Here is a 24,877-nt window from a genome sequence, read left to right on the forward strand (position 1 = left end):
TTTTCCGATGAGGCAACGTACCCGGCTCCGCGGACCTTTTCCATGAGTCAACGCGAATCCTTGCTTTCCGCGGATACCTCAGTGCAGAATCTAGCTACGGTCATGCAACATTGACCGGACCTTCTTCCGCTCAAGCAGCTGGGCGCCCCGCAGCATCATTGCAGAGGTGACCCATGCCGGCCCAGCCAGCATCACGCGTTCCGGACGAAGCACAGCAGCCGCCGGATGAGCCTCTGTGGTGCAAACACTGCGACGCGGACCAGCATCTTTCGGTGGATTCCATCCAGTCGCACTACCCGCCCCTGCCCAACGTGGTGGACGTGACTTACGAGTGCAGCGCCTGCAGGTACTCCTATGAGCACACTGCCTCCATCCAACGCGTGGCATTGGTGTTGAACCGCCCTGGAGTCACGCCAGGGGTGCTGCAGTTTGGAGGCCAGTTCCTTCATTGCGGCGAACCCATGAAAACCCAGAGCCACGAACTGCGTCGCATCCAGTGCCTCCTTGCACTGGAGCCAAGGTCCTCGGAGCAGCTTTATGAGACCTGCATCAACACGCGAATCCTCGGCTGCCACTGCGGATTCCGCATGGAAATCCCCGACTAACCGTCGGGAACAGGCAACGGGGCACGCCTACCGGCAGGTCCCATGACTATCGGGAGAGTTCAAATGCACACACAACCGAAAAGGACGGAATCCAAGGCCGCGGCCGCCGCGCCGGGATCGACCAAGCACAAAGTACCGGACCCGCCGGATCCGGACAACCTTCCCATCGACTACCCGGGAACCGGCGTCGATCCCCGCATTTCGGCATCACCGTTTCCCCGGGACCGCCGGAGCCGCCTCAGGCCACTACCCCACTCATAAGTCCACGGCGGCCGTAACTTCCGCCCCTCATCACTGCACTAAACACACACCACCCCTACAGGCCGGGCCTCGGCGCTCCGCGCCGGGGCCTGAAGAAAGAGGGCGTGCCGCACTTCAGGGAGTGCAGCACGCCCTCGATTTTTTGCCCTCGACCTTCGTGCTTCTGGCTCACGCCGATCAATCTTTGTTTTTGTTGATATGCCTTGACTTGTCCATCAAAACAAAGATATAGTCAATCAATTCCACATTCGTGTGACTCTGGTCACCCCACTGGAAGTTCGACTCATCGGTTCATCGCAATGGAGGGCAAGTGTTCGCCGAAGAACGCCAGCAACTGATCTCCGAGCTCGTCACAGAGCGCGGACGGGTGAGTGTCACGGACCTCGCTGAGCGCTTCAGCATTACCACTGAGACAATCCGCCGCGACCTCGCTGCCCTTGAGGACTCCGGGAGCCTACGTCGCGTTCATGGCGGCGCAGTCCCCACAGACCGCCTCACCACCCGGGAAGAAAGCATCTTCGAACGCGCCATCCAGCGCCAATCCGAAAAGCTCCGTATCGCAAGCGCTGCCTTGGCCATGGTCCCCGGCGCCAGCGCCAGCATCCTGTTGGACGCAGGGTCCACCACGGAAATCCTCGCGGACCTCTTGGCCCAGCGGGCCCCTTCTTCCCTTGGGGGCGGCGAGCTCGTGGTGATTACGCACGCCATTCCCATCGCCGGCAAGCTCTCCTCAGCCCAAGGGATCGCCCTCCAGACACTCGGCGGGCGCGTCCGCGGACTAACGCAGGCCGCCGTCGGACAATCCACCGTGGATGCGGCCTACCGGCTTCGGCCTGATATCGCCTTCATCGGCGCTAACGGCATCCACCCGACCTTTGGATTGAGCACCCCGGATCCCGAGGAAGCCGCGGTAAAAGCCGCTTTCGTAAAATCCGGCCGCCGGGTGGTTGCGTTGGCCGATTCTTCCAAGCTGGACGCTGAAACGCTGGTCCAGTTCGCTACTTTGAAGGACGTTGACACCTTGATTACAGACAGGCAACCTTCCCGGGACCTGGCGGAAGCCTTGGCCGAGGCCGGCGTCGAGGTGGTGGTCGCATGATCGTCACATTGACCGCCAACCCCAGCTTGGACCGCACCGTGGAACTTCCTGGAGCACTGGTCCGCGGAGAAGTGCAGCGTGCCGTCGCCGTTCACCAGGAGTCCGGCGGCAAGGGCGTCAACGTCTCCCGGGCGCTCGTGGCCTCCGGACTTAAGACCCTGGCGGTGCTCCCCGGCGCCGCCGCGGACCCGGTTCTTTCAGGACTGCACGACGCCGGTGTCCCGTTTGCTGCCTTGCCAATCGGGCAGGCGCTGCGCAGCAACGTCACCCTCACCGAACCCGATGGGGTCACCACCAAGATCAATGAACCCGGCCCGGAATTGAGCGAAGAACAGCAAGAAGCCCTGATCGGGCTGCTGCTGGAAAGCTCCCGTGGTGCCAGCTGGGTTGTCCTCGCAGGCTCCCTCCCACCAGGAGTCCCTGCGGATTTCTACGCCACGATTGCACGCCGGCTTCGGTCGGACGCAAACGGAACGGCAGCCCCCGGCATCGCCATCGACTCCTCCGGACCCCCGCTTGCGGCGGCCTTGGTGGGCGATGCGGCAGGGAAGCCGGACCTCCTCAAGCCGAACGCGGAAGAGCTCGCCGAGCTCGCCGCCGCGGCCGGCTTCACCAACGTCTCCACAGCTGAGCAGCTGGAGGCAGATCCTGAAAAAGCTGCCCAAGCCGCTGCCGCCGTCGTTGCCAGCGGTGTAGGTGCCGTCCTGGCGACGCTCGGATCCAAAGGCGCAGTGCTGGTGACCGCAGATGGTGCGTGGCTTGCCACTCATCCACCGATTAAGGCCGTCAGCACAGTGGGCGCCGGGGATTCTTCCCTTGCCGGCTACTTGTTGGCCCAAACCCAGGGCGGTTCCGCAGAGGACTGCCTCCGTCAAGCCGTGGCACATGGTGCCGCTGCTGCTTCGCTGCCGGGCTCCACTGTCCCGGCAGTCCACCAAACAACCCCCCATGCCGTAACCATCACGGCCCTTCAGAAGGACTCACAGTGACCCAGCTGATCACACCCCAATTGGTCACCCTCGACCAAAACCTGGGCGGCTCGCCAGAGGACGTCATCCGTGTCTTGGCAGGCAAAGTTGCCGCCGCCGGCCGCGCCACCGAGGTCGAAGGACTCTTCGCAGACGCCTTCGCCAGGGAGCAGAAGACCGCCACCGGCGTCCCGGGTGGCATCGCCATCCCACACTGTCGCTCGGCCGCTGTGACGGAACCAACCCTCGCCATGGCACGCCTGTCCCACAAGGTGGATTTCGGCGCCAAGGACGGCCCGGCTGACATCATTTTCTTCATCGCAGCACCGGACGGCGCCGATCAGGAGCACTTGAAGCTGCTCTCCAAGCTGGCGCGCTCCCTCATCAAGAAGGACTTCACGGCAGCGCTGCGTTCCGCCTCCACCCCTGAAGAAATCGTGGAACTGGTTGATGGCGCCATCAGCGATGTTCCGCGCACCAGTGAGGCCGCGAGTGGGGGTCCCGGAGTGGTTGGGCAGCGCGAAGCAGCCGCTACTTCAGCACCCAAGCGCCTCGTCGCCGTTACCGCCTGCCCCACCGGCATCGCCCACACCTACATGGCAGCTGACTCGCTCGTGGCCGCAGCCAAGGAGATGGGCGTGGATCTTCAGGTGGAGACCCAGGGTTCCTCAGGAGCCAAGCCGCTGGACCCGGCGATCATCGCCGCCGCGGATGCGGTGATTTTCGCCGTCGACGTCGATGTTCGCGGCAAGGAGCGCTTCGCAGGTAAACCTGTCATCAACGCACCGGTAAAGCGTGGCATCGACGAGCCCACCAAGATGGTCCAGGAAGCCCTCGCCGCTGCGGACGATCCCCACGCACGCCGCGTGCCGCACTTTGGCGCCGAGGAGCAAGCCGAGCGTGCCCAGGAAGAAGGCAGCGAGCACATCGGCCAGAAGCTGAAGCGTGCCCTGTTGACCGGCGTCAGCTACATGATTCCGTTCGTTGCCGGTGGAGGTTTGCTCATTGCACTGGGCTTCCTCATGGGCGGGTACTTGATCACGGGCTTCGCGGACAAGATTGTGGTGGAGAACAGCATCTTCAATCTCCCAACAGCTTTCCCTGACAACGCCTGGGGTCCCCTCGGCGCCTATCTGGGCGCGGTCCTGTTCAAGATCGGGGCCTTGTCCCTCGGCTTCCTGGTGCCCGCACTTGCCGGATATATTGCCTATGCCATCGCTGATCGTCCGGGCATTGCCCCGGGCTTCGTCGCCGGTGCAGTGGCCGGATTCATGGGCGCCGGCTTCCTCGGCGGCATCGTGGGCGGCCTCCTGGCAGGCTACGTCGCGCACCAACTGGGCAGGCTGAATGTGGCGCGCTGGCTTCGCGGCCTGATGCCCGTGGTGATCATCCCGTTGATCGCCTCCCTCGTGGCATCCGGCCTCATGTTCTTGATACTCGGCGCACCCATCGTGGCATTGACAAAGGCCCTGAACACAGGCCTTTCCAGCCTCACAGGGGCCGGCGCCATCATTCTCGGCATCATCCTGGGCCTCATGATGTGCTTCGACCTCGGCGGTCCCGTCAACAAGGTCGCGTACTCCTTCGCGGTGGCCGGGCTGGGTGCTGCGTCTGTCACCAACCAGGCACCATGGCAAATCATGGCAGCAGTTATGGCGGCAGGCATGGTTCCCCCGCTCGCAATGGCCCTGGCAACCGTCCTCGACAAGAGGCTCTTCTCCCTCGCAGAGCGTGAGAACGGCAAGGCAGCCTGGCTTCTGGGAGCCTCGTTCATCTCTGAGGGTGCCATTCCGTTTGCCGCCGCCGATCCCCTGCGCGTCATCCCGGCCAGCATGGTGGGAGGCGCAGTCACCGGCGCGCTGTCCATGGCCTTCGGAGTCACGTCAAAGGCTCCCCACGGTGGCCTGTTCGTCTTCTTCGCGATCGACAACTTCCTGCTGTTCTTCCTGTCCATCGCTGTGGGAGTGGTCATCACCGCACTCTTGGTCATCGCCCTCAAGCGCTGGGCCGTCAAGAAGCCCGTAGAGTCGGAAACAGCGCCGACGGCAGCTACCGTCAGCGTCTAGACTTCCCAACAAAGACCGTTCACTTACAAAGGAGCACCAATGCCTGAACGTACAGCCACCATCGCAAGCCGCGTCGGCCTCCATGCCCGGCCGGCCGCCATCTTCGCAGAAGCAGCAGGCGACCTGGATGTCGAGGTCACCATTGCCCGCCAAGGCGAGCCCGCCGACGACGCCATGGATGCGGCAAGCATCTTGTCGTTGATGAGCTTGGGTGCCGCGCACGGCGACGTCGTGGTGCTGCGCGCTGAAGGCGAAGGAGCTGACGAAGCACTGGACAGCCTGGTGAAGATTCTCGAAACGGACCACGACGCCGAATAGCTCGCCGGACGCTGGCGGCATTCGGCCGGCTCGGTCCCGCGACCGCTCGGCCAACCAAGACCGTAAAGCAAGAGCCTGGGCAGACCCCACATGGGTCAGTCCAGGCTCTTGCTGTGCGTCATGGCCTCAGTCATCCACACCATTGAGGAACGAGGCTATTGAAGCTTCCGTTGGCTTCACATCCTGGAGTCCGCCGTCGAGATAGGCCTCAATGATCCGCGGGTCCACGTAGGACGATCGCGCTACTGCCGGCGTATTACCCAAAAGCTCCGAAGCCTCCTTGATGGCGCGCACTATCGATTGCCTTGGGGTTCCCTTGTGGCCGGACTTGATCAGGCATATCGCAGCTGCGGCAGTCCCTTTCCACGTGCGGAAATCCTTGGAAGTGTAAGCGGCCCCTGCGATGCCCCGCAGGTATTCATTGATCATGGAGGCATCCACCGATACCCACGAACCGTTGGCTTGGAATGCAAGCAAGCGTTCCTTGCCGGGACGTTCCGCGAGGGGCTCCAAAAAGGCGGCCAGCGCAGGATCGTGGATCGAGGTATCCCAGAGGTGTCCGCTCTTACCGCGGAACTTCAGATAGACGTCGGCGCCATCAACGCGTGCGTGACGGCACCGAAGAGTGGTCAGCCCGTAAGAACCGTTTTGCTTCATGTAGCTTTCGGAGCCCACCCGGAGCGCCCCCAAATCCATCAGGCGGACAGCGGCGGCGAGGGTTTGTTGCCGCGGCGAGGTGCTGTCCTGCAGGTGGACGGTTACGTTGCGCCTCACCGAGGGCAGGACCAACCCCAGCTGTGCGGCGCGGATGAACTTTTCGGCGTCCTTCTGTTCGCGCCAGCGCGGGTGGTAGATGTACTGGCTCCGGCCTGCACCATCCACCCCCGTTGCCAGAATGTGGCCGTGCTCGAAAGGGCTGATCCAGACGTCGGTCCAAGCAGGCGGGATCGCCAGCGCGTTAATGCGCTGGCGATCCTCCTTACTGGCCGGCGATCCGTCAGGGTGTCTGTAGCTGAATCCCTTGCCGGCTTTCCGGCGTATTATGCCGGGCTTGGAAAGGTCGCTGCGCCGTAGCCGGGGCATGCCGCTCAGCCGTTCGCGTTAGCCGGATTCCGCTATGCCTAGGCCTCATCCGGGTCCGTGACCGCGGTGTCGGCACTCATGATCTCGGCATTGATCATCCAAACAAGCTGCTCCAGCCGGGCGATAAACGCATGCAAGAGGTCCGCCGTCGTGGGGTCTTCTTCATCAACCTCGTCGTGGACATCCCGCATGGTCTGCACGGCACGTTCAACGCGGTCCGTCACCAACTTGACGGCCTTTTTGGTGTTGACCAAGCCAGCCGGGAACTCCTCCAAGCGGGTGCCCTTGGCGATCGTGGCACTGCGTCCGTCCGGGAGGGCATGGAGGGCGCGCATCCGCTCGGCAGTGTCGTCCGCGAACTGGCGGGTGGCCAGGACGAGCTCGTCCAGTTGCAGGTGCAAGTCCCGGAAGTTAGGGCCCACAATGTTCCAGTGAGCCTGCTTGCCCTGGAGTTGGAGCTCGATCAGGTCCGTCAGGACGATTTGAAGGTTGTCAGCGAGCTGTTGCGACGCTTTCATGGTGTTCCTCTCGTGGACGGTCATGCGAGCGAATAGCGTTGCCACCCAAAATCCTCGGCAACCGCCAGATCATCAGATGACGACTCTCCCCACCCTTTCATAAGGACCCTTAGTAGTACAATGAAGTGTGGTTGCTGTTCACGGTCGGCGAACTTCCGTTAGGGAAAACGCCGATTCGTGGAAACGATAAAGCCCGCGGGGAGTTTATGCGCACCGAGGGCTTCAAAATATGGAACCGAAGTAAAAGGGAACGCATCGTCGGGGACCGAGACAAAGGTTGAAGATCCCCCCGGAAAGGAATGTGCTGACCATGAATACGCTTCTGATTATTGCTGGCATCGTTGCGATTGTCCTTCTCCTCGTTGGCGGGTTCGCCCAAGCAGTGAGCTGGCTACTGTGGGTGGGAATAATCCTCTTGGTCGTCGCGGTCATCGGTTGGATCCTGAACTACGTGTCAGGCCGCCGGGGCCACACCGTATAAACCAACGCCGGCCGTAAGGGCTGTCCGAGCCGCAATCGAACTGCACGCCGGGACAGCCCTTTCGCGTCTGGCGCCGATCCCAAACGGCGGAGAGCAGACGATGTCTGAGGCGGAACAGGGCCCGCGGACCGGACGGAACGAGTCCACGGAAGAACGGATGGACCGCAACTGGATGGAGTTAATCCAGGAATTGCGCGTCCTGCAAACCGGGGTTCAGATCCTGGGCGGCTTCCTGCTGACACTGCCTTTTCAAGCGCGCTTCGCGAGCCTGGACGAGTGGCAGCGGACGTTGTACCTCCTCAACGTGATGACCGCTGCGCTGACCACGGTCCTCATCGTTCTGCCGGTCAGTGTTCACCGCAGGCTTTTCCGGCGCGGGCTCAAGGCCGTCCTCGTTTCCAGCGCGGACATCATCACCAAGTGGGCGCTGGCCGGTGTTGCCATCCTGATTACCGGCTCGGCCTCCTTGGTCTTTGACGTGACAGTGGGCAGGACTGCGGGGTTGGTGGCCGGCGGTTGCATTCTCTTGGTGGTGCTCGTTTTTGTGGTGGGCATGCCGTTGTGGTTGCAACGCCGTGCCCGGGACGAGGGCGAGGGACACACCCCTGCACCAGAATCCTAGAACTGCGCAGAAACCATAAACCCGCTGCTGGGAAGGAACAAGAAGATGCCGCAAAAGAAAAACCCAAGCCTGAAAGATCCCGAGCTTTATGAAGAACTCCGGGAGGATGGCGCGTCCAAAGAGAAAGCTGCCCGCATCTCCAATGCGGCTGCGGCCCAAGGACGCAAGGAAGTAGGCCGCAAAGGTGGAAAGGCCGGGGATTACGACGATTGGACCGTTGCCAAGCTGAAGTCCCGCGCAAAAGAATTAGGTATCAAAGGTTATTCCGACAAGAAGAAATCCGACCTTATCTCGATGTTGCGGAACCACTGACTCCGCCGGCCCAACCAGGTAGCAGCTTAGTTGGGCGTTCGACGCCGGGTCATGCCTTTTTCTTCGCCCGCGCCTTGGGTTTGCTGGCAGCTTTGTCGGCGGCAGCGTCGTCGTCGGACGCCTTTTCCTTGCCACGTTTCTTGTCCAAACTCCGTTTGAGGGCTTCCATGAGGTCGATAACGTCCCCGCCCTCCCCTTCGCCCTCGACCGCGCCGAACGTGGCCTCGGTATCCAAGGCCTCACCTTTCTCAAGCTTGGCCTCGATCAAGGTCTTCAACTGTGCTTGGTAATCATCCGTGTATTCTTCCGGATCGAAGTCGTGGGCCATGGAATCCACCAAAGCCGAAGACATCTCCATCTCCTTGTCCGTGATCTTGATGTCCGTCTCCAAGGAAGGGAACTTTGCTTCCCGGACTTCATCCCCCCACAAGAGCGCCTGGAGCAACAGCACATCTCCACGAACCCTGAGCGCGCCCAGGCGGGTCTTTTGGCGCAGGGCGTACTGCACGATCGCTATCCGGTCAGTATCTTCGAGAGTCTGCCGCAACAACATGTAGGCCTTGGGAGATTTGGAATCCGGCTCCAGGAAATAGCTTCGCTCGTACATGATCGGATCCAACTGCTCAGCAGGGATAAACTCCACCACTTCGATTTCGCGGCTGTTTTCCTCGGGCAGGGATTTCAATTCAGCGGAGGTGAGGACCACTGTGCGGCCATCTTCCTCATACGCTTTGTCAATGTCCTCATAAGCAACAACTTCACCGCAAATCTCACATTTACGCTGATAACGGATGCGCCCGCCGTCCTCATTGTGGACTTGGTGCAAGCTAATATCGTGATCTTCCGTGGCGCTGTAAAGCTTCACTGGTACGTTGACCAGACCGAACGCGATAGATCCCTTCCAGATGGCCCTCATGCACCCAGTCAACAGCACATAGCAGCAGAGGAGAAGAGGTGGCAGGCAAGCAGCAGGAGCGGGTGACCGTGGAGGGGCACCAACTGACCCTCACCAATCTTGGAAAAATCATTTACCCGGAAACCGGCACCACCAAGGCTGAAGTGCTGGAGTATTACGCGGCCGTGGCGCCCTTCCTGATCCCCGCAGCAGCGAACCGTCCGGTCACCCGCAAGCGCTGGGTCAACGGAGTGGGCACCGTTGCGCACCCTGGCCAGGTCTTTTTCCAGAAGAACTTGGAGGAATCAGCACCGAAGTGGATTCCTCGCGCCACCATCCAGCACTCTGACCATGTCAACGACTACCCATTGGTCAATAACCTTGCAACGCTCACGTGGATGGCCCAAATCGCGTCCTTGGAAATCCATGTTCCGCAGTGGCAGGTGGATCCGTCCGGAAAACCGCTCCGGCCCGATCGCTTCGTCCTGGATCTGGACCCCGGTCCTGGCGCAGGGCTCCCCGAATGCGTGGAAGTTGCCAAGCTGGCACGCTCCATCCTCCAGGACATGGGGATGGAGCCGGTTCCTGTGACCAGCGGCAGCAAAGGCATCCATCTGTATACCGGCTTGGACGGGACACTACGCTCCGAGGACGTCTCCGCCTTCGCTCACGAACTCGCCCGGTCGCTGGAATCGGACCACCCCGATCTCGTGGTCAGCGATATGAAAAAGTCGCTCCGGCACGGGAAGGTCCTGGTGGATTGGAGCCAGAACAGCGGCAACAAAACCACCATCGTGCCCTACTCCCTCCGCGGCAAGGCCCACCCCACGGTGGCGGCGCCGCGCACGTGGCGCGAACTCGCCTCGCCAACGCTTGACCACCTCGACTACTCGGCTGTCATGAAGCGCGTAAGAACCGGCAAGGACCTTTTTGCGCCTATCTCCGAACGGCACCTGCCGCCCCACAGCGAAGAAGCGGACGACGACGGCGCGGGCGGCAGCGCGGGCGGGGGCCATGCATCCGAAGGCTCCGCCCCGCCACGCGAGAGGGTGGTGACCGTGGAGAGCCGTCTTGCCAAGTACGTTGGGATGCGCGATCCGGAGAAGACACCCGAACCGTTTCCGGCGTCGTCTGCTGCTTCTTCAAAGGTGTCCGCCGCCGCATCCTCCGAGCAACCGAAACCCGGCGATCCGCCTCCGCCCGGCGGCATCTTCGTCATCCAGGAGCACCATGCCCGCCGCTTCCACCTGGACTTCCGGTTGGAGCACGAAGGCGTCCTGGTATCTTGGGCCCTGCCGCGGGGCGTCCCGGAGACCCCTGACCGGAACAATCTTGCGGTCCATACCGAGGACCACCCCATGGATTACGCGAACTTCGCGGGGGTGATTCCTGACGGCGAGTATGGCGCCGGAACGGTCAGCATCTGGGACAGCGGCGAGTTCACCTGCGAAAAATGGCGGGACGGCAAGGAAGTGATTGCCACGCTGACCGGCCAGCCCGGAGGTGGCCTGGGCGGAACCAAGCGCTTGGCGCTGATCAACACCGGAGACCGGTGGCTCATCCACTTGATGAAGGACCAGCCCGGAAGACGTCACGGAACGCCCGTCACCAAAGCCGGGCCTTCGCCGTCGAAAACTATTCCTCCGGACAAGAAGCCCACGCCCCAACCAATCCCGGACTACGCCCCCATGCTGGCGACTGCAGGAACGGTAGCCGACGCGCGCGGAAAGGGTTGGCTCTTCGAGTTGAAGTGGGACGGTATCCGGGCTGTCATCACGGGTACCCACGGCGGGATCCGATTGACGAGCCGCAACGGTAACGATCTCACGGCTGCCTACCCCGAGCTCACGGACCGCGGGTTGTGGCCCGACGGCAACTTCGTGGCGGACGGCGAGATCGTGGCCCTCGGCAAGGGCTCCGTGCCCGACTTCGGGCGCCTGCAGTTGAGGATGAACCTGGTCAAAACCGCAGACATAGAACGCGCGCGGGCTTCGGTGCCCGTGCAGCTCATGCTGTTCGACCTTCTGTACGACGACGGCGCCGACCTCACCGGCCTGACGTACCGCGAGCGCCGGGACAGGCTGTCGGCGTTTACGAAGGACCTGAAGGATGACGGCCCGCTGCACGTATCGGCCGTCCTGGAGCACGACGTGGATGACCTCATGAAGAGCGCGGCGGAACTGGGCCTTGAGGGCGTCATGGCAAAGAAGGCCGACAGCCGGTACGTAGTGGGGCGCCGCAGCAGGTCCTGGATCAAACTCAAGCTGGAGCAGAGCCAGGAAGTGGTGGTGGGTGGTTGGCGGCCGGGGTTCGGAGCGCGGAGCGGCACCATCGGTTCCCTGCTGCTGGGCATCCCCGACGGTGCCAAACTTCGCTACGTGGGACGGGTGGGAACGGGCTTCAAGGACTGGCAGCTCCGTGAAATCCAGGCAACGCTCGAGTCGCGCACGGTCAGCGAAACGCCATTCGCGGACATCCCGCGTGAGGACGCTGCCGGTGCCCGTTGGGTGCGGCCTGACCTCGTAGCAGAGGTGGCGTTCGGCAACTGGACCGGTCCCGGGCGGCTACGCCATCCCGTGTGGCGCGGTTGGCGAACGGACAAGACGCCAAAGGACGTCCTCCCACCCAACTAGGTCGCGACTCAGCTGGGTGGGGCGGCGCTTGGGGTGGGCGGGACGCGGGACTGCGGCTAGGAGGAGTGCGGCATTTGGGGGCGGCTGGTCCGGTGGACTGCCGTCACCGCCGCACCTTGGCCCAAGCGCCCGTGGCCCGGGTCGGCCCCGGAACCCAAGTGGTGCCGGTGCTTACCGTTCCCGTCCGGCCAGGGTGCTCCTTGGTCATTGCCCAAAGCCAAGGCAATGGTTGCCTGCGCAGGCATGGGAGCCTTGCCCATGGACTCCGCTAGGTGACGCGCCAATCCGGCATCGATGTTCTCCGGCTCATGATTCGCGGTCATGACTCTTCCTCTCTCCAGTGTCCTGTCCGGTGGGTCTACCAGCGGACCTTTTTCTCCGTCTTTGCCTGCTTGCCGCTGGCCGATGTGGGCTTGTGCCCCTTGCCTGTGCTTTGCCAACCGGCTGGTGCTCCGCCGCCGGACTTGCTGGCGAGCATCGCCTTTTGGGCATCGGTGAGCTTGGATTTAATCCCACCGGTAGCAGCTTGGTTCTTATTGTCGGAAGGGTTGGCAGTCATTTGGACTCCTAAAGTGTGTGAGTCCTGAAGAGACACGTATCCCGTGGCGTTTTCGGTTCAAGAGGAAGTCGGCGACAACGGGAACGGCATGGAGGCAAGCCTCAACAGGCATGGATTTTTGTCTTCTGTTAGGCGGCGGAATCCTCCTTGGGAGGGCACGGCCGGTCTAATCAAAAATCAGTGTTCCCATGCTTCATACCCTAACGAAACTCCGGGACGTTTGTGAACCCCTTCGATTAGCATTGCACTCGTGATCCGGACAACGTCGATCGTCACCACCCTCCGTGCCGCGGGCTGCGTTTTCGCGGAGGAGGAAGCCCAGGTCCTCCTCGACGCCGCACATGACCCGGAGGAATTGTCCCGGCTTGTGGACTTACGGGTACGCGGATTGCCCTTGGAACACATCGTGGGATGGGTTGATTTTTGCGGCAGCCGCATCATGGTGGGTCCCGGCGTCTTCGTGCCGAGGCGGCGCACTGAGTTGCTGGTCAACCACGCGGCATTGCTTGCCACACCGGGTGCCGTCGTCGTCGACCTTTGCTGCGGCTCGGGGGCCATCGGTGCGGCCGTTTCCGACGCACTAGGTAACTGCCAGCTCTACGCGGCCGATATTGATCCCGCCGCAGTTGCGTGCGCGCGACGAAATGTTGAAGCCCGCGGCGGGCGAGTCTTCCACGGCGACCTCTTCGCGGCCCTCCCACGGGAACTCCTCGGCAAGGTGGACCTCCTCCTGGCGAACGCCCCGTATGTCCCGACCGGCTCCATCAGCATGATGCCCCCGGAAGCGCGGCTCCACGAGCCGATAGTGGCGCTCGACGGCGGCGCTGACGGTTTGGATGTGCAGCGTCGGATCGCGCTCGGGGCGGCTGAGTGGTTAGCGCCGGGTGGTTCGCTCCTGATCGAGTCTTCGCGGCGGCAGGCGCCCGAAACTGCCGGAATCATGACCCGGGCGGGCTTGGTGGCGGGCGTGGTCACGGACGAGGATCTCGACGCCACGGTGGTAGTGGGAACAGTCCCTTCCCTACCTGCAATCAAAAGTTTTAGAGGCTAAACCGGCCCATAGTGCGGGCTCAGCCCAACAATTTGGCAACAAGGTGTCCTGAAGGGCAAAAATCACCCGACTCCCGCGCCGTCGCAGGGCAAAAGAGGGCAATGAGATGCCACACAACTAGGCAATCTGCACCCTTAAACAGCCTAAAAATCGGATCTCAACTCGGGTTTTTCCATCCAACCCCGTAAAATTGAAACCCTGCCCAGAGCGGGGCAGCAGAAGTCGCAAGCAAATGACCTCCCTAGGAGCAGCCCAAATGCCCACAGACCAAAGCAACACCGTCTCCCCGAACGGCGCAAGGAACGCCGCCGGGAATCAAGGATCGGCGAGCCCTACCCCCGGTTTGCCCAACGCTGGGAACCCAGCAAAGAACTCCAAGAAAATTAAGCTCCGCCCCAAGCGCCGGCTGAAAGAATCCGACGTCAACGTGGTGGACAAGCCGATGCTGCGCAAAGCCCTCGGCGGCACGATCGTCGGCAACACGATGGAGTGGTACGACGTCGGCGTGTTCGGGTACCTCATCACCACCATGGGACCCGTCTTCCTGCCGGAAGCGGACAAGTCGGTCCAGACTCTCTTCCTGCTTGGAACCTTCGCTGCAACCTTCCTGGCACGCCCGCTTGGCGGGGTTGTGTTCGGTTGGCTGGGCGATAAGGTGGGCCGGCAAAAGGTCCTCGCGACCACCCTGATGCTCATGGCGGCCAGCACGTTCGCCGTCGGCCTTTTGCCCGGGTACGCGCAGATCGGCATTTGGGCTGCCGCGCTGCTGGTTATCCTCAAGCTCATCCAAGGTTTCTCCACCGGTGGCGAGTACGCCGGCGCCACCACGTTCGTCAGTGAGTACGCCCCGGACAAGCGGCGCGGCTACTTTGCGAGCTTCCTGGATATGGGCAGCTACATCGGCTTTGCCTTGGGTGCCGCCCTGGTTTCGGTCTTGCAGCTCACCATGGGACAGTCCGTGATGGAGGACTGGGGCTGGCGGCTTCCGTTCCTCATTGCCGGCCCGCTGGGAGTCATCGCCGTGTACTTCCGGAGCAAAATCGAGGAATCCCCCCAATTCCAAGCAACCTTGGATGCGCAGGAAGCCCTCGCCAAGGACGCAGCCTCGCAGGACGTCGCCGTCGCCAAGGGCCCGGTGGGAATCATCAAGGCATACTGGCGCCAGATCGTGCTGGCCATGATCCTCGCAGCGGCAGCCAACACGGTAGGTTACGCGTTGACTTCCTACATGCCCACATACCTCACCGATTCCAAGGGTTACGACCCCGTCCACGGCACCCTGCTGACCATCCCTGTCCTCGTGATCATGGCAGTGTGCATCCCGCTCACGGGTAAGCTCTCGGACCGTATCGGGCGCCGTCCCGTGCTGTGGATCGGCGCAGGCAGCACCATCGTCTTCGCCATCCCAGCCTTCATGTTGATTGGGATCGGGGAGATCTGGTCCACCTTGGCAGGGCTTGCGCTGGTGGCTTTCCCGGTCACGTTCTATGTGGCCAACCTGGCTTCTGCGCTGCCGGCGCTGTTCCCGACGTCCAGCCGCTACGGCGGAATGGGGATCGCCTACAACTTCTCGGTAGCAATCTTCGGAGGCACCACCCCGTTCATCGTCCAAGGCCTCATCGAGGGCACCGGCAATGACATGATGCCGGCGTATTACCTGATGGCCACGTCAATCGTTGGTGCGATCGCGATCTACTTCCTCCGCGAATCAGCCCAGCGCCCGCTGCCGGGATCGATGCCCAGCGTGGACACCGCGGCGGAGGCCAGGGAGCTTGTGGCGACGCAGGATACCAACCCGCTCATCAACCTGGACCAGATGCCGTTCGACGGCCGGCCCATCGACGATTCCGCCTTTGGCAACGGTAACAAGGATCTCGCCTCCACCTAGGAAGCGTTCGACGGCGGCCTCGGCTATGCGGGCAGCAAGCCCCGTACGGCTTGGCCGATGATCCGGGCGCCTTCCGGGAAGGCGCCCGGATTGGAGCCGGCGTAGTTGAGCCTGATGTAGGGTCCCTCCGGTTCGGCGGGGAACCACTCGGTTCCAGCGGCAATGAGCACCCCTGCCGCCTCGCAGTCCTTGGTGAGTTGTTCGACGTCGAACCCGTCCGGCATCCGCAACCACAGGTTCAAGCCGCCTTTGGGCAGGTGGCTGAGGTGCGCCTCCGGGACCTGTTCGGCGAGGCTCGTAACCAGGAGGTCGCGCCTGGACTGCAGCTGGTGGCTGAGTCCGCGGAGGTGGGTCTGCCAGCCGGGCTGCGTGACGACGTCGAGCGCTGCGGCTTGGAGCAGGCCGCTGACGTACATGGACTCAGCAGCTTGGGCACCCATGATCCGTTCACGGGCCGGGCCGCGTGCGATGATCGCAGCGATGCGGATGGATGGCGAGACGCTCTTGGTCAGCGAGCGAATGTACACCACATGGCCGGAATCGTCCTTGGCAGCGATGGGAACGGACGGCGCGGTGATGCCAAAGTCATGGGCCCAGTCGTCCTCCACAAGGAACGCCCCATGTTGCTGCACAATCCGCAGCACCTCTTCGCCCCGTTTGGCGGACCATTGGGCGCCTGTGGGGTTGGCGAAATTGGGCTGTGCATAAAACAGCCGGGCGCCTGATTCCTCGAAAGCCCGGGCCAGTTCATCCGGATCAGGGCCCTCCGGACCGCTGGGGACCGGAATGACGTTCACGCCCGCCTGGCCGGCAGCGAGCAGCGCACCCCAGTAACTGGGCGATTCCACGAGCAGAGGCTGCCCGTGACCCACCAGGCCGCGGAAAATGGAGCTGAGTCCGCTTTGGCTTCCGGGAAGAACCACGACGTCGCTCGGCTGGGGTGGCGTGACGCCCACCGGCGTGGACACACTGAGTTCGTGGGCGAACCATGATTGCAACTCGGGAAGCCCTTGCGCGGGCGGCCGGGACAGGGCCGCATCTCCCCTTGTTGCGCGGGTGAGCGCGGCGCGGACGAGGCGCTCCGGCAACAGTTCCCGGGCCGGGTAGCCGGAGTGGAACGCGATGACGTCGTTCGAGGCACTGCGCATTGCGGCTGAGTTGAGGGGCCGGGCTACCTGCGCCGAGCGCAGGGCCGCAGTTTGCCACCCGTAATCCGACGGCCTCGCCGTCCGGTAAGCGCGCACGAAGGTTCCCACACCGGGACGGCTTTCGATCAAGCCCTGTGCCGTGAGCGTCCTCAGGGCCCTCTGGACCGTTACCGGGCTCGCTTGGTATTCAGCCACAAGTTGCCTGGTGGATGGCAGCTTGGCTCCCGGCGCCGCCCCTGCGACCCATTCTTTGACGCGCAAGGCGATTCGGGAACTGCTATCGTTGTTCATGAGTCACAATAGTAGCGCTACTACTCTTTCGCAGCCAGTGGTATCCACCGGACGTCGACCGGAATCTGGTGGGGCCTGCTCGGCGTCGTGGCCTTCTCCTTCACCGTGCCGCTAACTCGCATGGCTGTGGAGGGAATGTCCCCGCTGTTCATCGGCGCGGGCCGGGCCGTGGTAGCGGCTTTGCTGGCAGCGCTGGCGCTCGGCTTGACCAAGCAACGTTTGCCGGCTGGTTCGCAATGGTTCCGCTTGGCCGTTGTAGCGGGCGGAATTGTTGCCGGATTCCCGCTGCTCACTACTTTCGCCCTGAAAAGCACCAGCGCCAGCCATGGGGCCGTGGTCATCGCGCTACTGCCCGCAGCCACGGCAACAGTAGCGGTGATCCGGGGGCGTGAACGCCCACGTCCTCTGTTCTGGGTCCTGACAGCAATCGGCGTGATCGCGGCCCTCGTGTTCGCCTTGGTCCAGTCCGGCGGCTTCGGCTCACTCCACTGGGCGGACTTGCTGCTGCTCGGGGCGGTGGTGGCTGCCGCCATCGGTTACGCGGAAGGCGGCTTGTTGGCCCGGGAACTCGGAGCCTGGCAAACCATCTCCTGGGCGTTGGTGGTGGCTTCTCCGGTGATGATCCTGCTGACAATTGTTTCCCTTGGTGCGGGAGCTCCTTCCGCTTCGGCCGCCCAATGGTTGTCCTTCGCTTATCTCGGTGTGGTGAGTATGTTCCTGGGCTTCTTCGCCTGGTACCGCGGATTGGCCATCGGGCCCATGGCGCAGGTCAGCCAGATCCAACTGGTCCAGCCAGTGTTGAGCATCGCATGGGCGGGCCTGCTGCTCGGCGAGCCGATGACCTGGACCACCGTGGTGGGCGGCCTCGCGGTGATCCTCTGTGCTGGTGCTGCCGTCCGCGTGAGGCTTGGGCCGCCGTCGAACTCCTAACATCCCCTTGAAGCTATTTGCCCCCTGAAAGGACGCCTCCATGTACACCCCCGCGCATTTCGCCGCCTCCCCTGAAGCCGTTGACTCCCTGCTCCACAACTCCGGCACCGCCAACCTCATCACGATGTCGCCGGGCGGCTTGCTTGCCACCCTGCTGCCGTTCGCCTACGACCCCTCGGTCGGCGAGCACGGAGCCCTGCAGGCGCATATGGCCCGCAACAACACCCAGTGGTCGGCCCCGGTCACGGGAGAGGCACTCATGATCCTGCAAGGTGCGGATGCCTACATTTCGCCATCTTGGTATGCCTCCAAAGCTGAGCATGGCCGCGTGGTGCCAACGTGGAATTACTCCACCGCGCACGTCTACGGCGAGCTCGTGATACACGACGACGTCGACTGGCTCGCCCGGCATGTGCGGCGCTTGACCAACAACCACGAGGCGCAGATGCAGCACCCGTGGACTGTGGACGAAGCACCCGAACGGTTCATCGCCGGGCAGCTAAGGGCGATTGTCGGCGTCGAACTCGTGATCAGCAGAGTGGAGGCGAAGACCAAACTCAGCCAAAACAGGGCTCCGGCTGATGTCAGCGGCGTCATCGCCGGACTCCAAGCACGCGGCGATCTCCAGAGTGCTGCCGATGTGGAACGGGCAAGGACCTCGTAGACTCGGCGCATGCGAGACATTGCTGCTACGGGATCTGTAGGGTCCATCCACCACCTTGAAATCTGGGTACCGATTCTTGAGCGTGCCCGCGATGAGTGGGGGTGGCTCCTGGGCGAACTGGGCTATCAGCCGTTCCAGGAATGGCCCACCGGATGCAGCTGGAAGCTCAATGGCACGTACGTCGTGGTGGAACAAACCGACGCCATCACCGGCACCGCGCATCGCCGCACCGATCCTGGCGTAAATCACGTGGCCTTCCATGCGGGCACACGGGAAAACGTGGACAGGATCCGGGCGCTCGGTGCCGATGCCGGCTGGTATGAGATGTTCGAGTCAAAGTACCCGCACGCCGGCGGTCCCGATCATTACGCCGCGTACCTGCTCAATACCGACAGCTACGAGGTGGAGTTGGTAGCCGATTAGCGACCCGGTGGAACCGCGGGCCGCCACATCGCCACGCGCGCCCAATGGGTCAGCCCCAGGTCAGCCTCGTCGTTCATGAGGCGAGCGAGCTCCGGTCCCCAGCTGCCGGCGTCGAGCACTCCGAACCCCAGGCGCCTGTAATACGGGGCGTTCCACGGCACATCGCGGAAAGTGCTGAGTGTCTGTCGGTGCATCCCGTGGCCCCTGGCCCAAATCCGGGCGGCGTCCAGCAGTTCCCGGCCCAGGCCCTGATGTGCCTGATCCGGGTGGACGCTGACCTGTTCAACATGTGCGTCACCGTCCACAACGTCGGCCAGCAAATAAGCGAGCGGATAGTCGAGCCCGTCGACGTACACCCATGCCCGGCCGGTGGTTGCGTAGCTGTTCAGCTTCTCCACGGAGAACGGTTGGTCATCGGCGATGGCGTCCATCCCCAAGCTCCGGAAGGTCTCTCCGGCGGCCCGTTCAATCTGCTGCATGATGACCAGGTCATCCGCGTGCGCCAGCCTGATCATTGGTGGGCGTCCGGTGCTTGCCCCACCAGGAATTCGTTGCGTTTCTCAATGAGGTTCTGCAGGTAGCGGGCCAGGACCAACTTCTCCACCAACCGACCCAGCGGCCCGAAGGGCGCTGCGAACTCCACGGTGTCCACCATGAGGGTCCCGCTGCCGTCGGGCCGGAATTCGTGCGTGTGCCGGAGGTACTTGAAAGGGCCCTTCACCTGCTCGTCAGAGAACGACGCCGGTGCCTCCATCCGTACGATGCGGCTGGTCATGCGGAACCTCACTCCGAGATGCCATGCCTGCCATGTGACGGTCTGCCCTTCGGAGATCAGTCCCGACGTAACGCCGCCGATTGCCTTCTCCCGGCTCCGCGTCATTGACCCAACGTGGGCGTCGATGTTGCGGGAGAGATCAAAGAGCTCTTGCGGCAACATGGAGGATCGGGTGCGGCAGACGAAAGCTACTGGCATACCTCGATCTTCCCAGAACCGGGGCCGCTTGCGCCGCACACTTGCTACGGGTTGTGAATGCCCGATGGCATCGCCACGCACGATCCTGATAGTTTTCGTAACAGGCAATGACGCTCACCACCCACAATGCGCTCACGACCCACAATGATTGGCGGTGTACCCGTGCCGACGTTCCTGGGGCATGCCCGCGATCTGTACAGGATGGGCCCAGCGAACAACGACAAGCTCTCGGCCCTGAGGGTTGCTGTCAGCGTTGCTGTGCCAGGGGTTTTCCTGGTCCTGGTCGGGCGGCCCGAGCTGATGATGTACGCGGTTTTCGGCGCACTGACAGGCATGTACGGCCGCCATGAATCCCACCAACTCCGCCTTAAGCACCAAGGCCAAGCCGCCGCGATGCTCCTTGGTGGCGTCTGCATTGGGGTGGCCCTCTCCGTCAATCACATCCATTCCTGGTGGCTCGTGCTGATAGAGGCACTTTTCGCTGGAGTCGGGTCCCTGTATGCGGACGCGGTGCGGCTCAAACCCATCGGGCCCTTCTTCGGCATCTTGGCGTTGGGTGCCTGCGCTTCCGTCCCAACGAGTGTCCCATGGGCCGTCGCGGTACTCATCGCAGCGGCCTCTGCCGCCTTCTCCGTGGTGATCGGCTTTGCCGGCTGGTTCCGACGCCGGACGTGGCTGGCGGGTGCCACCCGAAATATTTCCTTGCTCCGCGGCCCCCTGAACCGGGCGGGCCTGGTACATGCCGCACGCTACTTATTGGCTGTGGGCGTCACAGGCATTATCGGCGTCCTTACCGGCAGCGGCCACCCGCACTGGGCCATGGCTGCCGCGGCTGTTCCGCTTGCCGGCGCGGACCTGCCCAGCCGCGTCCACCGCGGTATCCACCGCATTGTGGGGACGTTCCTCGGGTTGGTGGTGGTCGCCGTCGTACTCTTCCCGGGTCCGCTGTCGCCGTTGCAATACTTTCCAGGTCACGCCGCTGTGGTGCTCGCCGCGGTGGTGATCCTTTGCCAATTCCCCACCGAACTGTTCATGGCCAGGCACTACGGCTGGGCCATGGTGTTCTTTACGCCCGTGATCCTTCTGGTCGGGCAACTCGCGGCACCCATAAACCCCGGTGTGCTGGTGACTGAACGCGCGATTGAAACTTTCGTGGGAGCAACGGTAGGGATAGCGACGGCGGTGGCGGTCCAGCGGCGCCGCTAACCGGCCAGTCGCCTCTAACCGGCCAGTGGACGGCGCGGCGGACCGGACGTGAGCTTGGCGGGCAGCACCCTCGCGAAAAAGCTGACCACCTTGTACCGGCGAGTGGGAATGGAAACACCCATGCCTTTTGCGTTGTCGGCCAACCCTTCGCGAACCACACGCTCCGCTGTGAGCCAGAGGAAACGGGGAGCCACGCTCTTGTCCATGCCCATGCGCTCGTGGAATTCGGTATGCGTAAAGCCCGGGCACACCGCGGTGATCTGCACCCCGGACTTCCCGTACGCGGTGTTCGCCCATCGGCTGAACGTCACCTGCCACGCTTTGGCTGCCGAATAAGTGCCGCGGTTGGCGAAGGCGGCAACGCTGGCCACGTTGATGATCCGGCCCTTCCCCCGCGCCAGCATCACCTCCAGAGCGGCGTGGCACAGTTCCATTGGCGTCTGGACATGGAGCCGAAGATGCCGCCTCTCCTCATCCACGCTGTTGAGCTCGAAGGACTTCAACAGCCCGATCCCCGCGTTGTTGACCAACACATCCACAGGACGTCCAGCGTCCCGCAAGCGGTCTGCAACAGCTGAAACCCCGACGTCGGTAGTCAAGTCTGCCGGGAGGATCTCCACTGAGATGCTGAAGTCACGTTCAAGCTTCTCCGCCTTAGCGGCAAGGCGCTGCTCGTCACGGGCTACCAGCACCAGATGATGCCCCGCTTCGGCCAGTTGACGGGCAAATTCGGCGCCCAGGCCGGCGCTGGCACCAGTGACCAAGGCAGTGAGTTCATTGGCTCGAGTCGTCATCCGCCCAGACTACGCGCTTCACGCTCCTGAGTTGTTTGGCGCTGCCTATTGAAGCTGGCTATTCAGACCCGAATTCTCCGGCGCTGGGCTCTCCGACGCTGCATCAAGAGAAGGAACATGCCTGCACCGATGGCAACCAGCGCAACGGGTATCGCGGTAAGTGCGACGCCCGTGAAGGCCAAGGAGCCATAGGCTTGGGCGCCGTTACTGGACATCCCTTGCCCGGCCGACGCGCCGGCTCCGGATCCGCCCGTTCCGACCCCCGGCACTCCCCAACTGACGGTTCCAATTCCCCCGGTTGCTGCTCCGGTGCCCGGAGATCCCCAAGTTGCACTCCCGTTGCCCGCACCACCGGAATCCGAGCGTGAAAGCGAGGGGAAGGTGACAACCACGCTGGCTCGGGGTGTAGTGGTCCTTGGGCCGGCGGGAGTGGTACCACTGGCCGTGGCTGTGTTGCGAACAGCGCCTGCAATCACATCAGCTCCGTTGATCACGTAGGTCGCAGTGGCTGTCATCGTTTGGCCCGGGAGCAATGTTCCCGGAGCAGCCGGCCATCTGTAAGCCAGGGCCGAAAGTCCAGGCAGCGCATCGTTGATTGCGACCGCACGCAGGCTGACAGCGCCTACGTTCCGGGCGGTGAACGTGTAGGTAATGACATCCCCGCTGCGTGCCGGATCGCCGACCCGTGAAACATCGGCAGTCTTCGCAAACTGCAGGCCGACGTTTGGCGTCAACGCAGTGTCCACGACCACCGGAGGAGGCGCCAGGGGAACCCCGGAGGGAGGAGCGCCGCCCACCGTCACACTGTTCAGCAAGTGCCCGGCGTCGATGTCCGATTGCTTCACTTCATATTTGACCGTGGCGGTGACGGATTGGCCTGGCAGCAGCTCCCCCAAGGCACCTGGCCAGGCGTAGCTTAGGGCCGCGAGACCAGGCAGCGGGTCCACGATGTTGATGTTCTTCAGAGTGACATTTCCGGTGTTCTTCGCTGTGACGTTGTACGTGATCGGGTCACCCACGACCGACGGCGAATGCATCCCCGAGAGATCTGCCACTGTGGAAAATGACATGGCCGGTGCGCCACCCAAGGGAGTGTCGGTGGAACTTGAAGCAACAGGCAACCCGGGTCCTACGACGGGCGTTGCGCTGGCCGTGCTGCTGTTGGCGACGTGTCCGGCGTCGATGTCCGCCTGGGTGATGCTGTACGTTGCTGTTGCAGTGACAGCCTGGCCGGGAAGCAGCTTGCCCGGGGTGCCCGGCCAAGCGTAGGCCAAGGCCGGGAGGCTGGGCATCGGATCCTCGACGGCCACATCCAGCAGCGTGACATTTCCGGTGTTCTTCGCCGTGAACGCATACGTGATCCGGTCACCGGCGAGCGGCGGCAAATGGAGGCTGCCGACGTCGGCCGACTTTGCGAACGTAAGGCCCGGTGACGCGATTGCGGTGTTTGCCACCACGCAGCTGATGTCCGCTCCTGCCACAGGCCTCACGGCCAAAGAGCCGGACAGGGAGGCGCCAGCGGGCAGGCCCGGCTGCAAACCATTGGCATCGGTGCAGGTGATGGACCTCGCGTAGTCGGAAAGATCGACGCCGGACTCGCTCAGATAGTACGCGGTTCCGGTGTCCGCAATGTAGCGGCCGGTATCTCCACTGCCCGCGGATACCAGGGAGCCCGAACCGGTGGTCGAGGAAGCGGTGGGGTCGTTCACGATTGGGCCGTCGGGGGAACCGCTGTGGATCTCCATGGTGAATTGGTCGGCATCCTTCAGCCGAGGCGTGGCGAATGCACCGCTGAGCGCGATCCTGGGCGCACGTACGACGAGGGCGGCATTAGCCGGCGGGTTCAAATTAGTCACAACGTTGGCGACCCCGTTGGTGTATGTCCCCTCCCCCTGCGCCGTGACATCCACCGTCACTGTGCATGAGGAAACACCCTGGGCCAAGTCACCCCCCGAAACAGTCACGGAGTTGCTCCCCGCGGCCGCAGTGGCCGCATACGGGTTGGTACCTGGATCCTGGGTGCACGTACCGCCGATATTCGGGACCGCCGCAACAGCCAGCCCGGCCGGGAGGTTATCGGTGATGGACCAGTCGGGCTTGGCCTTGAGGTCATCAGTGTTCGTCACGGTCAGCGTTAACGTGGAAGTTCCGTGCGGAGCGATCAATGCCGGCGTGAACGCTTTATCCACCTGCGGCGTGACGTCTACGATTTGCGGAAGGTCGACGGCGACGTCGTTACCGATCCCGCTGCTCGCCTCATTCCTGATGTCCAGACCAAGGGAAATCGCCGGGCCGGAGGGGATCCGGTAGGCAGCGGACTCCAGCTTGGTGATTTCAGTGCTGCCGCCTTGGGTTGTGTTGGCCCCGCAGGGGTCGAGCCCGGCACCGAGCACCACGGGCGAGCCGTTGACGAGGAGGCTGAAGGTCTCCCTGGCGTGCGTCGCCTGGCAGTTGACTTGGGCAAAGTAGCCCGAGACTGCATAGTAGTGGCCGGCGATGGCAGGAATTCCCGCGCTTCCACTCCGGAGTTCACTTCCGGCCGTGATTGCTCCGGACGTGCTGTTGGTGTATTCCGATAAAATCTGGTTCTTTGCCGCCTGCGCTGGCGTTTGTCCCTGCGCAAGGCCCAGTTTCACAGCCATGTCGCGGACTTCGTTCCATCCGTTGGGCTGGTTGTGGGCGCAACCTGCATCCGAGGTTGGCAACGGGCTGGAGGAATTCAGGATCCACCCGTCGCACTGGCCGCCGGCCGGCGTGTAGGGCAGATCGGCGCTGTAGGTCTCATCTGCGGCGGCCGGCCCTCCAACGTAATCAAGGATGCTGATGGCGCCGCCACTGGCGTCCTGGTTGGAGAAGTCTTCGGAGTAGATGACCGCCCCAGGCTGGGTGGCCCCGGGTGTGCCGGGCGCCGTAGTGGGGACCAGCACTCCCGCTCGGGCGGGAACCGATGCTTGGGCGGGAACCGACGCTTGGGCAGGCGCTGACAGTGCGCCGCCCGCTCCCAAGGAGATGGCCGCTGCGGCTACGAGGGTCGCCAGCATCCTCGCTGGGCGTGTGAGCTTCATGATTCTCGTACTTCTCCATAGGAC

General features: G+C 63.1%; 26 protein-coding genes. 16 read left to right on the plus strand and 10 right to left on the minus strand.

What is annotated here, in order from left to right; translation table 11 throughout:
• The first annotated feature begins 173 nt into the window (after positions 1-173).
• From QRN04_RS16020 to QRN04_RS16045, 6 genes are all read left to right on the plus strand, one after another.
• Positions 174-605 carry a hypothetical protein gene (locus tag QRN04_RS16020; RefSeq protein WP_284977020.1) on the plus strand — a complete coding sequence of 144 codons (432 nt, stop codon included), beginning with the start codon at positions 174-176 and terminating at the stop codon, positions 603-605.
• A 63-nt stretch (positions 606-668) separates the two neighbouring features.
• On the plus strand, positions 669-866 hold the full coding sequence (locus QRN04_RS16025) for a hypothetical protein (RefSeq protein ID WP_284977021.1): 198 nt from the start codon (positions 669-671) through the stop codon (positions 864-866).
• Between the two features lie 310 nt (positions 867-1,176).
• Positions 1,177-1,965 (plus strand): DeoR/GlpR family DNA-binding transcription regulator, encoded by a 789-nt coding sequence (locus QRN04_RS16030; RefSeq protein ID WP_284977022.1) that lies wholly within the window; start codon positions 1,177-1,179, stop codon positions 1,963-1,965.
• The gene (locus QRN04_RS16035; RefSeq protein ID WP_284977023.1) at positions 1,962-2,954 is read left to right on the plus strand and encodes a 1-phosphofructokinase family hexose kinase; all 993 of its coding nucleotides are present in this window, start codon (positions 1,962-1,964) and stop codon (positions 2,952-2,954) included. Before QRN04_RS16030 ends, QRN04_RS16035 begins: the two co-directional genes overlap by 4 nt.
• On the plus strand, positions 2,951-4,999 hold the full coding sequence (locus QRN04_RS16040; protein ID WP_284977024.1) for a PTS fructose transporter subunit IIABC: 2,049 nt from the start codon (positions 2,951-2,953) through the stop codon (positions 4,997-4,999). Before QRN04_RS16035 ends, QRN04_RS16040 begins: the two co-directional genes overlap by 4 nt.
• Positions 5,000-5,038: 39 nt before the next feature.
• On the plus strand, positions 5,039-5,317 hold the full coding sequence (locus tag QRN04_RS16045; protein ID WP_284977025.1) for an HPr family phosphocarrier protein: 279 nt from the start codon (positions 5,039-5,041) through the stop codon (positions 5,315-5,317).
• 126 nt (positions 5,318-5,443) lie between these two features.
• Here the strand turns inward: QRN04_RS16045 and QRN04_RS16050 are convergent, their stop codons facing one another.
• A complete protein-coding gene (locus tag QRN04_RS16050; protein ID WP_284977026.1) occupies positions 5,444-6,400 on the minus strand; it encodes a DNA topoisomerase IB in 957 nt (318 codons plus the stop codon).
• Between the two features lie 38 nt (positions 6,401-6,438).
• The gene (locus QRN04_RS16055) at positions 6,439-6,918 is read right to left on the minus strand and encodes a Dps family protein (RefSeq protein WP_284977110.1); all 480 of its coding nucleotides are present in this window, start codon (positions 6,916-6,918) and stop codon (positions 6,439-6,441) included.
• A gap of 310 nt (positions 6,919-7,228) precedes the next feature.
• Here QRN04_RS16055 and QRN04_RS16060 point away from each other — a divergent pair, with 310 nt between their 5' ends.
• The 3 genes from QRN04_RS16060 to QRN04_RS16070 all read left to right on the plus strand — a co-directional run bounded on the left by QRN04_RS16060 (position 7,229) and on the right by QRN04_RS16070 (position 8,333).
• Positions 7,229-7,399 (plus strand): hypothetical protein, encoded by a 171-nt coding sequence (locus QRN04_RS16060; RefSeq protein ID WP_284977027.1) that lies wholly within the window; start codon positions 7,229-7,231, stop codon positions 7,397-7,399.
• Between the two features lie 100 nt (positions 7,400-7,499).
• Positions 7,500-8,021 carry a DUF6328 family protein gene (locus QRN04_RS16065; protein WP_284977028.1) on the plus strand — a complete coding sequence of 174 codons (522 nt, stop codon included), beginning with the start codon at positions 7,500-7,502 and terminating at the stop codon, positions 8,019-8,021.
• Between the two features lie 45 nt (positions 8,022-8,066).
• A complete protein-coding gene (locus QRN04_RS16070; RefSeq protein ID WP_284977029.1) occupies positions 8,067-8,333 on the plus strand; it encodes a DUF7218 family protein in 267 nt (88 codons plus the stop codon).
• Positions 8,334-8,382: 49 nt separating this feature from the next.
• On the opposite strand, the gene ku is transcribed toward QRN04_RS16070, so the two are convergent.
• Positions 8,383-9,249, minus strand: a complete 867-nt coding sequence (gene ku, locus QRN04_RS16075; protein ID WP_284977030.1) for a non-homologous end joining protein Ku — start codon at positions 9,247-9,249, stop codon at positions 8,383-8,385.
• A gap of 38 nt (positions 9,250-9,287) precedes the next feature.
• Between ku and QRN04_RS16080 the strand changes: the two genes are divergently transcribed.
• Positions 9,288-11,861 carry an ATP-dependent DNA ligase gene (locus QRN04_RS16080; RefSeq protein WP_284977031.1) on the plus strand — a complete coding sequence of 858 codons (2,574 nt, stop codon included), beginning with the start codon at positions 9,288-9,290 and terminating at the stop codon, positions 11,859-11,861.
• Between the two features lie 56 nt (positions 11,862-11,917).
• Here QRN04_RS16080 and QRN04_RS16085 read toward each other — a convergent pair whose 3' ends face one another.
• Positions 11,918-12,184: a hypothetical protein gene (locus QRN04_RS16085; protein WP_284977032.1), complete on the minus strand. Its 267-nt coding sequence runs from the start codon at positions 12,182-12,184 to the stop codon at positions 11,918-11,920.
• 35 nt (positions 12,185-12,219) lie between these two features.
• On the minus strand, positions 12,220-12,420 hold the full coding sequence (locus QRN04_RS16090; protein WP_284977033.1) for a hypothetical protein: 201 nt from the start codon (positions 12,418-12,420) through the stop codon (positions 12,220-12,222).
• Positions 12,421-12,670: 250 nt separating this feature from the next.
• Between QRN04_RS16090 and QRN04_RS16095 the strand changes: the two genes are divergently transcribed.
• Both QRN04_RS16095 and QRN04_RS16100 read left to right on the plus strand, forming a co-directional pair.
• Positions 12,671-13,471: a putative protein N(5)-glutamine methyltransferase gene (locus QRN04_RS16095; RefSeq protein ID WP_284977034.1), complete on the plus strand. Its 801-nt coding sequence runs from the start codon at positions 12,671-12,673 to the stop codon at positions 13,469-13,471.
• A 256-nt stretch (positions 13,472-13,727) separates the two neighbouring features.
• Complete coding sequence (locus tag QRN04_RS16100) at positions 13,728-15,359, plus strand: MFS transporter (protein WP_284977035.1); 1,632 nt, start codon at positions 13,728-13,730, stop codon at positions 15,357-15,359.
• A 23-nt stretch (positions 15,360-15,382) separates the two neighbouring features.
• Here QRN04_RS16100 and QRN04_RS16105 read toward each other — a convergent pair whose 3' ends face one another.
• On the minus strand, positions 15,383-16,798 hold the full coding sequence (locus QRN04_RS16105; RefSeq protein ID WP_284977036.1) for an aminotransferase-like domain-containing protein: 1,416 nt from the start codon (positions 16,796-16,798) through the stop codon (positions 15,383-15,385).
• Positions 16,799-16,840: 42 nt separating this feature from the next.
• Here QRN04_RS16105 and QRN04_RS16110 point away from each other — a divergent pair, with 42 nt between their 5' ends.
• The 3 genes from QRN04_RS16110 to QRN04_RS16120 are packed head-to-tail and all read left to right on the plus strand — an operon-like array spanning position 16,841 to position 18,815.
• Positions 16,841-17,728: a DMT family transporter gene (locus tag QRN04_RS16110; protein ID WP_284977111.1), complete on the plus strand. Its 888-nt coding sequence runs from the start codon at positions 16,841-16,843 to the stop codon at positions 17,726-17,728.
• 40 nt (positions 17,729-17,768) lie between these two features.
• Positions 17,769-18,392: an FMN-binding negative transcriptional regulator gene (locus QRN04_RS16115; protein WP_284977037.1), complete on the plus strand. Its 624-nt coding sequence runs from the start codon at positions 17,769-17,771 to the stop codon at positions 18,390-18,392.
• A gap of 9 nt (positions 18,393-18,401) precedes the next feature.
• Entirely contained in the window at positions 18,402-18,815 is a 414-nt protein-coding gene (locus QRN04_RS16120) for a VOC family protein (RefSeq protein ID WP_284977038.1), read from the plus strand.
• Here the strand turns inward: QRN04_RS16120 and QRN04_RS16125 are convergent.
• Together QRN04_RS16125 and QRN04_RS16130 are read right to left on the minus strand one after the other, a co-directional pair.
• Positions 18,812-19,294, minus strand: coding sequence for a GNAT family N-acetyltransferase (locus QRN04_RS16125; RefSeq protein WP_284977039.1), 483 nt, complete (start codon positions 19,292-19,294; stop codon positions 18,812-18,814). The two genes, QRN04_RS16120 and QRN04_RS16125, sit on opposite strands and share 4 nt — an antisense overlap.
• A 32-nt stretch (positions 19,295-19,326) precedes the next feature.
• On the minus strand, positions 19,327-19,788 hold the full coding sequence (locus tag QRN04_RS16130) for an SRPBCC family protein (protein ID WP_284977040.1): 462 nt from the start codon (positions 19,786-19,788) through the stop codon (positions 19,327-19,329).
• A 144-nt stretch (positions 19,789-19,932) separates the two neighbouring features.
• Between QRN04_RS16130 and QRN04_RS16135 the strand changes: the two genes are divergently transcribed.
• A complete protein-coding gene (locus QRN04_RS16135) occupies positions 19,933-20,994 on the plus strand; it encodes an FUSC family protein (RefSeq protein ID WP_284977041.1) in 1,062 nt (353 codons plus the stop codon).
• A 14-nt stretch (positions 20,995-21,008) separates the two neighbouring features.
• Here the strand turns inward: QRN04_RS16135 and QRN04_RS16140 are convergent, their stop codons facing one another.
• Together QRN04_RS16140 and QRN04_RS16145 are read right to left on the minus strand one after the other, a co-directional pair.
• On the minus strand, positions 21,009-21,788 hold the full coding sequence (locus QRN04_RS16140) for an SDR family NAD(P)-dependent oxidoreductase (protein WP_284977042.1): 780 nt from the start codon (positions 21,786-21,788) through the stop codon (positions 21,009-21,011).
• A gap of 62 nt (positions 21,789-21,850) precedes the next feature.
• Positions 21,851-24,853, minus strand: a complete 3,003-nt coding sequence (locus tag QRN04_RS16145; protein ID WP_284977043.1) for a CLIPPER-2 domain-containing protein — start codon at positions 24,851-24,853, stop codon at positions 21,851-21,853.
• Positions 24,854-24,877 lie beyond the last annotated feature (24 nt).

The sequence above is a fragment of the Arthrobacter sp. efr-133-TYG-104 genome, assembly GCF_030208915.1.
GTDB lineage: Bacteria > Actinomycetota > Actinomycetes > Actinomycetales > Micrococcaceae > Arthrobacter.